Annotated in this window: 9 protein-coding genes; 1 reads left to right on the forward strand and 8 read right to left on the reverse strand. The window is 39.2% G+C overall.

What is annotated here, in order from left to right; all coding sequences use genetic code 11:
* The 4 genes from A9G08_RS05805 to rpsL all read right to left on the reverse strand — a co-directional run.
* Positions 1 to 596, reverse strand: a 596-nt coding sequence (locus A9G08_RS05805; RefSeq protein ID WP_141673901.1) for a GTP-binding protein, incomplete at its 3' end; no start/stop codon positions are given.
* 68 nt (positions 597 to 664) lie between these two features.
* Positions 665 to 2,770: an elongation factor G gene (fusA, locus tag A9G08_RS05810; RefSeq protein WP_065562791.1), complete on the reverse strand. Its 2,106-nt coding sequence runs from the start codon at positions 2,768 to 2,770 to the stop codon at positions 665 to 667.
* A gap of 109 nt (positions 2,771 to 2,879) precedes the next feature.
* Positions 2,880 to 3,350, reverse strand: coding sequence for a 30S ribosomal protein S7 (rpsG, locus tag A9G08_RS05815; protein WP_034883788.1), 471 nt, complete (start codon positions 3,348 to 3,350; stop codon positions 2,880 to 2,882).
* A 100-nt stretch (positions 3,351 to 3,450) separates the two neighbouring features.
* Positions 3,451 to 3,825 (reverse strand): 30S ribosomal protein S12, encoded by a 375-nt coding sequence (rpsL, locus tag A9G08_RS05820; RefSeq protein WP_034883792.1) that lies wholly within the window; start codon positions 3,823 to 3,825, stop codon positions 3,451 to 3,453.
* A 427-nt stretch (positions 3,826 to 4,252) separates the two neighbouring features.
* Here rpsL and A9G08_RS05825 point away from each other — a divergent pair, with 427 nt between their 5' ends.
* Entirely contained in the window at positions 4,253 to 5,440 is a 1,188-nt protein-coding gene (locus A9G08_RS05825; RefSeq protein WP_141673937.1) for a DNA-binding transcriptional regulator, read from the forward strand.
* Between the two features lie 76 nt (positions 5,441 to 5,516).
* On the opposite strand, the gene A9G08_RS05830 is transcribed toward A9G08_RS05825, so the two are convergent.
* The 4 genes from A9G08_RS05830 to xylA form a co-directional block, all read right to left on the reverse strand.
* Positions 5,517 to 6,752: an MFS transporter gene (locus A9G08_RS05830; RefSeq protein ID WP_218058422.1), complete on the reverse strand. Its 1,236-nt coding sequence runs from the start codon at positions 6,750 to 6,752 to the stop codon at positions 5,517 to 5,519.
* An 18-nt stretch (positions 6,753 to 6,770) separates the two neighbouring features.
* Positions 6,771 to 8,417: a family 43 glycosylhydrolase gene (locus tag A9G08_RS05835; RefSeq protein ID WP_065562794.1), complete on the reverse strand. Its 1,647-nt coding sequence runs from the start codon at positions 8,415 to 8,417 to the stop codon at positions 6,771 to 6,773.
* A 359-nt stretch (positions 8,418 to 8,776) separates the two neighbouring features.
* Positions 8,777 to 10,234, reverse strand: a complete 1,458-nt coding sequence (xylB, locus tag A9G08_RS05840; protein WP_065562795.1) for a xylulokinase — start codon at positions 10,232 to 10,234, stop codon at positions 8,777 to 8,779.
* Between the two features lie 70 nt (positions 10,235 to 10,304).
* Positions 10,305 to 11,624, reverse strand: a complete 1,320-nt coding sequence (gene xylA / locus A9G08_RS05845) for a xylose isomerase (protein ID WP_065562796.1) — start codon at positions 11,622 to 11,624, stop codon at positions 10,305 to 10,307.
* Positions 11,625 to 11,638 lie beyond the last annotated feature (14 nt).

An 11,638-nucleotide genomic window follows, 5' to 3' on the forward strand; every position in this document is an offset into this window, starting at 1 on the left:
TAGCTGTCTAAAGCTTCAGCTAATTCAACAATTTTTTCTTCCCATGCTGCATCGCCTTCTAACGCTTTTAACGCTGAACCACGAATTACTGGAGTGTCATCACCTGGGAAATCGTATTGAGATAGAAGTTCACGTACTTCCATTTCAACTAATTCTAATAATTCTTCATCATCAACCATATCGCATTTATTTAAGAATACGATGATGTAAGGAACACCTACTTGACGACCTAAAAGGATGTGCTCACGAGTTTGTGGCATAGGACCATCAGTTGCTGCTACGACTAAAATAGCACCGTCCATTTGTGCCGCACCAGTGATCATGTTTTTAACATAGTCAGCATGGCCCGGACAGTCTACGTGTGCGTAGTGACGAGTTGGTGTATCGTATTCAACGTGTGAAGTGTTGATGGTGATACCACGTGCTTTTTCTTCTGGTGCATTATCGATTTGATCGAATGCGCGAGCTTGACCGCCGTATTTTTTAGAAAGTACAGAAGTAATAGCTGCTGTTAAAGTTGTTTTACCATGGTCAACGTGGCCGATTGTACCAACGTTAACGTGGGGTTTTGTACGTTCAAATTTTTCTTTAGACATCTTAATGTTCCTTTATTAAATCACTTCCCTAATTTTGTAGGGAAGTGTTACTTTATTTATATAAATAATTATTTCGCTTTACGAGCTTCAATAATTGCTGTTACGATGTTTGAAGGTGCTTCGTTATACTTCAAGAACTCCATAGAGTAAGAAGCACGACCTTGTGTTTGTGAACGAAGGTCTGTCGCATAACCAAACATTTCAGAAAGTGGAACTTGTGCTTTAACTGTTTTACCAGTTGCAGTATCTTCCATACCTTCGATCATACCACGACGACGGTTTAAGTCACCGATAACGTCACCCATATAATCTTCAGGGGTTTCAACTTCTACTTTCATAATTGGTTCTAAAAGCACAGGTTTAGCTTTCATGAAGCCTTCTTTAAATGCCATTGATGCGGCAAGTTTAAAGGCAATTTCGGATGAGTCGACATCATGGTAAGAACCAAAATGTAAACGCACACCAAGATCCACTACCGGATAGCCAGCTAAAGGACCTGATTTCAATTGCTCTTGGATACCTTTATCAACTGCTGGAATAAATTCACCAGGAATTACCCCACCTTTGATTTCGTTAACAAATTCGTAACCAGCACCACCCGCTTCTAATGGATACAAGTCGATAACAACATGACCGTATTGACCACGACCACCAGATTGTTTTGCATGTTTACCTTCGATATCTTTAACTGTTGTACGAATTGTTTCACGGTAAGCAACTTGTGGTTTACCGACATTCGCTTCAACGTTAAATTCACGTTTCATACGGTCTACGATGATTTCAAGATGTAATTCACCCATACCAGCAATGATAGTTTGGTTTGATTCTTCATCAGTCCATACACGGAATGATGGATCTTCTTTTGCCAAACGACCTAAAGCAATACCCATTTTTTCTTGGTCAGCTTTAGTTTTAGGTTCTACTGCAACCGAGATAACTGGCTCAGGGAATTCCATTCTTTCAAGAATAATTGGTGAATTTTCAGCACAAAGCGTATCACCAGTTGTGACATCTTTAAGACCGATTGCTGCTGCAATGTCACCCGCACGAACTTCTTTGATTTCTTCACGTTTGTTCGCATGCATCTGTACGATACGACCAAAGCGTTCTTTACGATCTTTAACTGAGTTAAGAACTGAGTCACCAGAGTTAACTACACCAGAGTAAACGCGGAAGAAGGTTAAGTTACCAACAAATGGGTCAGTTGCAATTTTAAATGCAAGTGCAGCAAATGGTTCATCATCACTTGAATGACGTTCTGCTGGTTCACCATTTTGTAATTCACCTTTAATCGCAGGGACATCAGTTGGAGCAGGTAGATACTCAATAACTGCGTCAAGCATGAACTGAACGCCTTTATTTTTAAATGCACTACCACATGTTACCAAGATGATTTCGTTAGCAAGTACGCGTTCACGTAGTGCTTTTTTAACTTCTTCTTCAGTTAACTCATCACCACCTAGGTATTTTTCCATTAACTCTTCGTTAGCTTCTGCTGCAGCTTCGATTAAGTTTGCACGCCATTCTTCAACTTGCTCAACCATGTCAGCTGGCACATCTTCATAAGTAAAGGTTGTACCTTGGTCAGCATCATTCCAGTTAATTGCTTTACGTTTAAGTAAATCAACAACACCAGTAAAGCCTTCTTCAGCACCGATTGGTAATACTAATGGAACAGGCACTGCCGCTAAACGTGTTTTGATTTGTTCAACCACACGTAAGAAGTTAGCACCCATACGGTCCATTTTGTTTACAAATGCGATACGAGGAACTTTATATTTGTTAGCTTGGCGCCATACTGTTTCTGATTGAGGTTGAACACCACCAACCGCACAGTAAACCATTACTGCACCATCAAGAACACGCATAGAACGTTCAACTTCGATTGTGAAGTCAACGTGTCCCGGGGTGTCGATGATATTGATACGGTGTGGTTCAAATTGTTGTCCCATACCTGACCAGAATGCAGTTGTCGCTGCTGAAGTGATAGTAATACCACGTTCTTGTTCTTGTTCCATCCAGTCCATGGTAGCTGCGCCATCATGAACCTCACCAATTTTGTGACTTACACCAGTATAAAACAAAATACGTTCGGTAGTTGTTGTTTTACCTGCGTCAATATGTGCACTGATACCGATATTACGGTAGCGTGCTATAGGGGTTGTACGAGCCATATTAATCCTCTATTTAGAATCGTTTGCTTAATAAAATATCATTTAGGTTGACTGACAGTAGATATGTGCTGCCAGTCTAATTTCAAGCCACTTAATATCAGTGGAAAGATTACCAACGATAGTGTGCAAACGCTCTATTAGCTTCAGCCATACGATGAACATCTTCGCGTTTTTTCACAGCAGTGCCTTTGTTTTCAAAAGCATCCATAAGTTCATTCGCTAGGCGTAACGCCATTGATTTATCGCCACGTTTACGTGCAGCATCTACAATCCAACGCATTGCAAGTGCATTACGACGAACTGGACGCACTTCAACAGGAACTTGGTATGTAGAACCACCAACGCGACGAGACTTAACTTCTACAGTTGGTCTTACGTTATCTAATGCAACTTCAAAAGCTGCTAAGTGGTCTTTTCCACTACGCTCAGCTAATTTATCAAGAGCTGAATATACGATTGATTCTGCGATAGATTTTTTACCATCTATCATTAAAATATTTACAAATTTCGCCAGCAAATCTGAACCGAATTTCGGATCAGGTAAAATTTTTCTTTGACCGACAACATGACGACGTGGCATTGGAATACTCCGTTTATATGTTATAAATTTTCAGGTTTACCCAAAACTCAAATGAGTTAAATGGAATTATTATAGTTTGGCCTTACTTAACGGAGTTCCATTAAGCTTTAGGTCGTTTTACACCGTATTTAGAACGGCTTTGTTTGCGATCCTTAACACCTGCGCAGTCTAATGCACCACGAACAGTGTGATAACGAACACCAGGTAAATCTTTAACACGACCACCGCGGATTAAAATCACGCTATGTTCTTGCAAGTTATGACCTTCACCACCGATATAAGAAGTCACTTCAAAACCGTTGGTTAAACGTACACGGCATACTTTACGTAATGCTGAGTTTGGTTTTTTAGGTGTAGTGGTGTAAACACGTGTACAAACACCACGTTTTTGCGGGCATGCTTCAAGGGCAGGAACGTTACTTTTCGCTTCCTTTAGCGCTCTTGGTTTGCGTACCAGCTGATTAATTGTTGCCATTAATAAGCTCCTGATTAATTAAAATAAATTTAAAAATTGCTTTTTAGATACGTAATTAATAACTGTAGCCCAAAGCCTATGTATATAAGTTTTGGGTCGCAAGATTCTAGACCTCAACAGGCATAATGTCAAGTATTACCACAAGTTTATTATGTTATTTAATTAAACTATTTTAGATTGTTAAGCATCAGATAGTTAAACAAAGTTTATCTTTTTCATTCGTAAGTTGTTGGTGAGATTTTATGCATTATTTCTTATCACAATAACTATTTAATGTAACGTAAATATTTAATGGCAGTGTGGCATAGGTATATGGCCATTAAGATAGTAAAAGACAAACTGTACAAATTTAAGCTAAATTTTTGTCTAAAAAAACGGTAATATGATACTGAGTATTGAATAAATGTCGTGCGTAACAATGATGAATATAAACAATGAACCTTACAAAGTTGTATTACTATTTAATGCTAATAATATTTACGATCGTCAAATTTTAAAAGGTATTGGTGATTTTTTGAAGTCACATAATATTCACTGGAATATTTATATCTCTGAAACGCTGCGTTATGACACGACCAACTCTTTTCGTTTTGACTGCGATGGAATTATTGCTAATTTTGATGATCCTGATATTGCCGATTTGCTTAAACATGTTCAAATACCAATAATTGGTGTGGGTAGCTCATATCATGGTAAGTCGAGCTATCCAAATGTGCCTTATGTTGCTGCTGATAATTTTTCCATTATTGAAAGTGCATTTAATCATTTGTGTGCTAAGGGAATTAGTCAATTTGCTTTTTATGGTTTACCTTCAAACCGATATTGCCGATGGGCTGGTGTGCGAGAAGAAATTTTTAAGCAAATCTTGGCGCAGAAAGGATATGAAGGGTTTATTTATCAAGGTTTGTCTACCTCGCTTGATAATTGGCAAGAAGGCTTAGATAAACTTTCTAAATGGTTGCTATCTTTGCCAATGAATACTGGCATTATTGCGGTTAATGATGCTAGGGCACACCATATTTTACAAGCGTGTGATAGAGCAGGCATAAAAATACCGGAAGAGTTATGCCTAATTGGTATTGATAATGAGGAAGTCATCAATGATTTGTCAATGGTATCGTTATCAACCGTTAAGCAAGGCACTGAAGAGATGGGATTTAATGCGGCAAACTTACTCCAAAAACACTTTATTAAAGGTAATGTGCCGGTGTGTCCTTTACTTATAGCACCTAAAAAAGTTATTGCCAGACGTTCAACAGATTATCGCTCTATTCACGATCCCTATGTCATCCAAGCCATTCACTATATTCGTGATCACGCCTGTAAAGGAATTAAGGTTGAGCAAGTGATCTCTCAGATGCAGATATCACGCTCTAATTTGGAAATTCGATTTAAATCATCATTAGGTAAAACCATTCATGCGGTAATTCATGAAGAAAAATTTAATCAGGCTAAATATCTTCTGCTTGAGTCATCATTACCCATTCAAACCATTTCTCAGCAATGTGGTTATCCGTCAGTTCAGTATTTCTATTTCCTGTTTAAGAAGCGTTATGGTATGACCCCTAAAGATTTTAGGTGCCAATTTACCACACTAAAGTCGGCGACGCTTTAATATCAATAGTAACCGTAATAATAAGGAAAAAGCTCAAATATTGCTGTTGCTTTTTCCTTTTTCCTTTTTGATGGGTTTATTTGTCAACTGAACGAATTAAAAATATGGCAGTACCGCCAACAATGGCAAACACAAAAGAGACTATAAAAATAGCGGAAAAGCCAAATAACGTTATCACACAAGCGGCAATAATTGGTGCGAGCGCTTGGGTAATGGTGTTACCAAGATTATAGATCCCTAAAAAAAAGGCTACTTGCTGCCGATCAGGTATGACTTGCAAATTTAGTAAATTGTCGAGTGAATTCCATATTCCCATGCCGATTCCCGCAAAAAATGCATAAATTAATACGCCTGTTTGATTTGGACATAGCGATAAACCCAATGCACCAATGCCTAAAAAGAGCGTAGATAAACCAACTGGTAGTTTAAGCACTTTTAATTTATCGCAGATCGGACCGGCAATAAATCCCATTAAAATGCCGAAAATTAACATAATTAAATTAATGAGTTGGATAGCATTTTGTGTATCGGAAGAATTGCTCTGCATAAAATCGGTCAAAATAAAAAGTAGGTAACCGGTAATAGTAAAGTTACTGATGCCTTGAAAAAGCTTACCAATTAACGCCAAATAGTAGTCCCGACCGATTGACCATTTGGGAAATATAGCCAATGCGTTTTTTAATGTTTTATCGCTTTTGAGTAATTTGTTTTCCTTCGTTTGGTTAAGGTTTGACGGCTCTTTTACAATCAATACCGCTAGGAATACACCAATGAATGTAATGATACCAAAAACGATAAAGCCAAATCGAAAGCTGCCTAAAAACATCGCAGCAAGTATCGTAAAACCGTTGTTACCTAATGCCATACCTAAACCACCATAAGCGCTAGAGGCCGAGCCTTTTCTATCTTCGGCGGCAAAGTCTATCCAAGCTACCATAGGGGCAACAATAAAGTTTAAAGCAACTTGACCGAGTAACCAGCAACACAACAAAAAAGGGATACTGTTAGCTGTTGAGGCTAATATCATGGATAACATAAAGGCGATAGCGCCCACTACAATCCAAGGTGAGCGATTACCGAATTTTGAACGTGTTCGATCTGATAAATAACCTGCAAGCATATTCGATATTGCCGCAACCACCATACCACACGCCGAAAATAGCGCTAATAAGTGGATCTTATTTACTTCATCAATTTGTTGAATTAACGCCGGTAAAAAGAGACTTGATGCGGCAATGTATGGACCTAACCACGATGCTGGGCCGATAATTAGCCCGGGAATAAGTCGAGTTAATGGAATTGTTGTTTTCATAATACTTTACCTAAAATGTTAACCATTGTTGATCACGTAGTAATAATCAAAATCGGCATAAGATTGATGTTGGTAGCTATCGACAGCTGCAATAAAATTAAATAAGCCGGTAAATCCACCTATTTCCCCCGGTTCGCCATTGACGCCTTCATCCGATAAGTAAAGGACATCAATCGTTTGCATAATTGGCATCCATGCTTCATCGAGTCGGTAAAGTAGCGCAACCTTGCCATGTTGGTAGGATAATTTCAGTTCCACAACTCCGTTTGGGATGGCAATACGGTGATTAACATATTCAATTCTGGTACCAAGTTTTGCTTGTAGTGTGGTTAAAACAGGTGTCTTCAGTTGTTCACTATAGGTTAAATGTAAATAGAGCCAATTATTTGAGTCATAATAAAGACCAACACCAGCGGTTTGTGAGTAGTGTTCCGGGTGGAATTCAACTTTAGTTTGAATGTAATAATCAAACGAAGTAGCCCGAGTTGCCATAATCGACGGCTTTACTTGAGAAAATAGCGAGTTTTGTCCATGAATTCTCAAATGACTGTGGCGTTCATGAGTGTTCACCCATTGAGGGGATTGATGTTGATAAGGTGTCATAAAGGACAATTGATAGCCATGGTCGAACTCTTCAATCACGTCATGGCTTATTTCGTCCTCAAGTGGTAAGGCAGAATCAAATTCCATTTTGGCTAAATTAGAGCCGTCTGCCATGATAAGCCAACCATCCTCAGTCCAATGCATTTTTTGGATTGAGGTTTCTCGACCAAGTGGATTGAGTAGTGTGTCTTTTATTGGTCTAGACATCAGATGGGCAATATACCAATCGCCGTTTTGGCTCTGAACAAGTGAGCCGTGTCCAGCTTTTTGCATTAGTGAATTAGGATTGTACATTTCAAAATGGCCGGCATCAGGATCGCCCAATGAAAATAGATGATTAGGTGAGGAAGTGACAATAGGCTCTCCGGACGGGTGGGGCTGATAAGGACCATAAATATCTTTAGCTCGACCGATTTCAATACCGTGCGCATAACCAGTACCACCGGCGGCTATTATCAAATAATAGTTATCAAGCCTTTTATAAATCTGCGGCGCTTCAGCGCAACCTCGAGTTGTAAAACCTTGCGTTAGACGATGCCATGGGCTGGCGAGTTTTCCTTCAGCAAGATCGACTTCAGCAATGACAATATGACCCGGAGCTTGATAACCTTGTCGGGTTTCCCACTCTAAAATAGTTAAATAATGTTTACCGTCATCATCATGAAACAGCGCCGGATCGAAACCGATAGAGGTAAGATAAATTGGCGCTGACCAAGGCCCTTTAATATTCTCAGCGCAAATTGCATAAGTGTCAGCATTAAACTCTCGCCCGGCCATGTTTATCATATGCGAGTATATTAGCCAAAATTTTTTATTTATCGAATCATAAGACAAATGCGGCGCCCATACACCGGCGGGGGTATTTGTTCCGGATAAATTGACTTCACCATTTTTAAATACATAATCAATTAGTTGCCAATTAGCGAGGTCTTTTGATTGAAAAATTTGAATGATTGGATTCCAATGAAAAGTGGATGTGGCAATATAGTAAGTATCGTTAACATGAATGATTGACGGGTCAGGAGACATGCCCGGTATTACCGGATTTTTTATTTTAGGCATTTTTATTTTCTCTTAATGTTAGATTATTGATAAAAATACTTATCAAAAAAATAAGTTTTAAGGTTGTTTTGCCCAATATAATTTATCTATGCCGATAATGTTATTATCAAATTTGGTTTCAAATTTATGAAATCTTATTAATGAGATATGTGTCACACTCTGAGTAATAAAATTTACCTATTCAATTAACATAATTAGAAAAAAATAGGGTTAACTTAGCAAGTAATATATTGGTTAATAAGCGTTATTTTTAGTTTGGTAAAGATAAATAGTGATAAATTGTTCAATATCTTTAAGAAGGTAAAAAAGGCAGGATAAAAGGTGCAGAACACCCTAACAGGGTATTCTGCAAGTCATAATTATGACATCAATGGTTTAAGTTGCTGATAAATATCTCTAAAAATAGTGCGTTGTTGCTGATAATATTGGTAGAGATTGCTATCGGTCTGATGCGTTTGAACAATTGTCAATGGCGCAAGTAGTTCGCTTATCCCCGTATTGGGATGACAAGCGATTTGTGCAAGTTTTGCTGCCCCTAATGCTGGCCCCACTTCGCTACCTTCACAATATTCAATGCAATAACCAGAAACGTCACTCAGCAATTGTCGCCAATAACGGCTGCGGGCTCCGCCACCAATTACCAAAATTTTATCGGGTGTGACGCCTGTTTGATGAACTGCATCGATGCCGTCAGCAAGGGCATAGCTAACGCCCAGTAATACCGCTTTTGCCAGATCGACTTTGTTGTGTTGATAAGTTAAGCCAAAAAATACACCTTTAGCTTCAGGATTATTGTGAGGTGTTCTTTCGCCGGATAAATAAGGTAAAAAATAGACCGAAGGTTTGTCATCGATCGGTTGCGCCTCAATTAGAGTTAGTAAGGTTGGGACATCTTCAATGTCCAGTAACTGACACGCCCAATCGAGGCAAGAAGCACAGCTCAACATTACCGACATTAGGTGCCAGCGGTTTGGTAAGGCATGGCAAAAACTGTGAATGGCTTGCTCGGGGTTGCTAATAAACTGATCGGTCACGGCAAAATAGACGCCGGAGGTACCCAGTGAGAGCATCGCTTGTCCCGATTGATGTAAACCCACCCCAACCGCGCCGGCTGCATTATCACCACCGCCAGCAATCACCGCAATCTGATTAATGCCCCAACGTTTAGCGATTTCATCGGTCACATAACCGGTGATCTGATTGCCTTCAAATAGCGTTGGCATATGGTGTCGTGTTAAGCCGCAGGCTTTTAGTAGTTCATCATTCCAATCACGCTTTCTTACATCAAGCCACATTGTCCCGGCTGAATCGGACATATCTGAAGCAAATTGATTGGTTATTTTAAAACGCAAATAATCTTTGGGGAGCAATACTTTATCAATCTGAGCAAAGATTTCCGGTTCATGCTGTTGTACCCATTTAATTTTAGGAGCGGTAAAACCAGCCATCATTAGATTGCCAGTAATTTGACGGGAAGTGGGTACCTGTTGTTCTAGTTGGTGGCATTGAACATCACAGCGCCCGTCATTCCAAAGTATTGCTGGTCTTAATACTTGTGATTGTTGATTGAGTAATACCGCACCATGCATTTGGCCACTTAAACCTATGGCTTTTACCGATTGTAAATTATGTTGCTCACTAAGCTCACGCATTGCTGTATCGGTTGCTTGCCACCATTGCTCCGGATCTTGCTCTGACCATAATGGATGTGGGTGGGACACGGTGAGTGGTTTGGTTAATGTTGTGATAATATGTTGTTTTTCATCCATTAAAATCACTTTGACACCCGAAGTACCTAAATCAATACCAATATACATACTCTTCTCCATTTCACAGCTTACTATCAGGGCAAACTATACCCTGATTAGTTTGCTTCGAACAATTAACTTAGCCAAAAATTAACTGATTAACTCGATTTTCTAACTTCTCTTGCTCACCACTGCAAGGTTTTGGTTGCAGATTATTGGCTAAACTATACTGGGCAATATCTTGCAGCGTCATTTTGCCGTGAAGGATTTGTTGACCTAATTTTTCGTCCCAAGCGGCATATCGTTGTGTAACTTTTTGCTCAAGAACGTTATCTTCAATTAGTTTGGCTGCGCACTTCAATGATAATGCCATGGTATCGATTGCGCCAATATGCCCGTAAAATACATCATATTTATCAACACTTTGACGGCGAATTTTGGCATCAAAATTAAGTCCACCGGTTTTAAAACCACCACTTTTGAGAATTTCATACATGACAAGGCTATTTTCTTCTACACTATTTGGAAATTGATCGGTATCCCAACCTAGTTGCGGATCGCCTCGGTTTGCATCAAGTGAGCCAAAGATATCAAGTGCGATAGCTGAGGCAACTTCATGTTGGAATGAGTGGCCGGCTAGTGTTGCATGGTTAGCTTCGATATTAACTTTAATTTCTTTTTCTAAGCCAAATTGTTTTAAAAAGCCATAAATAGTTGCGACATCATAATCATATTGATGTTTGGTTGGCTCTTGTGGTTTTGGTTCAATAAGTAAAGCGCCTTTAAAACCGATTTTATATTTGTTTTCAACCACCAATTGCATAAACTTGCCAAGCTGCTCACGCTCTTTTTTGAGATCAGTATTTAACAGTGTTTCGTATCCTTCACGTCCGCCCCAAAGGACATAATTTTGCCCACCTAATTTATGTGTTGCATTCATTGCATGGACAACTTGTGTGGCAGCACAGGCAAATACTTGCGGATCTGGATTCGTGGCGGCACCTGCAGCATATTTAGGATTGGTAAAGCAGTTGGCTGTGCCCCAAAGTAAGTTAACGCCTGTTTGTTGTTGTTTTTCCAACAAAATATCGCTCATTACTTCTAAATTATTGATGTATTCTTTGATTGAATTGCCTTCCGGTGCTACATCGACATCATGAAAAGCATAAAAAGGCACGTTCATTTTATAGAAAAACTCAAAGGCAACATCAGCTTTCGCTTTTGCATTAGCTAAAGGATCTGAGCCTGTTTGCCAAGGATATTGAAATGAGCTTGACCCAAACATATCTGTTCCTTCCCAACAAAAAGTGTGCCAATAACAGATCGATAAGCGTAGATGTTCCGCCATGGTTTTACCCAAAATGATTTGGCTAGGATTATAGTGCCTGAATGCAAAAGGGTTGTCAGTTTGAGTGCCTTCGTAGTTGATGCGTTCTATTTTGTCATAATATTGTTTCATAATATTCTCCTAAA

It is taken from the genome of Gilliamella sp. wkB195 (assembly GCF_001690445.1).
In the GTDB taxonomy this organism is placed as follows: domain Bacteria; phylum Pseudomonadota; class Gammaproteobacteria; order Enterobacterales; family Orbaceae; genus Gilliamella; species Gilliamella apicola_E.

Bases quoted from the DNA above. Each gene is read 5' to 3' on its own strand.
- fusA (WP_065562791.1), bottom strand. From the start codon at position 2,770: ATGGCTCGTACAACCCCTATAGCACGCTACCGTAATATCGGTATCAGT.
- rpsG (WP_034883788.1), bottom strand. From the start codon at position 3,350: ATGCCACGTCGTCATGTTGTCGGTCAAAGAAAAATTTTACCTGATCCG.
- rpsL (WP_034883792.1), bottom strand. From the start codon at position 3,825: ATGGCAACAATTAATCAGCTGGTACGCAAACCAAGAGCGCTAAAGGAA.
- A9G08_RS05830 (WP_218058422.1), bottom strand. From the start codon at position 6,752: ATGAAAACAACAATTCCATTAACTCGACTTATTCCCGGGCTAATTATC.
- A9G08_RS05835 (WP_065562794.1), bottom strand. From the start codon at position 8,417: ATGCCTAAAATAAAAAATCCGGTAATACCGGGCATGTCTCCTGACCCG.
- xylB (WP_065562795.1), bottom strand. From the start codon at position 10,234: ATGTATATTGGTATTGATTTAGGTACTTCGGGTGTCAAAGTGATTTTA.
- xylA (WP_065562796.1), bottom strand. From the start codon at position 11,624: ATGAAACAATATTATGACAAAATAGAACGCATCAACTACGAAGGCACT.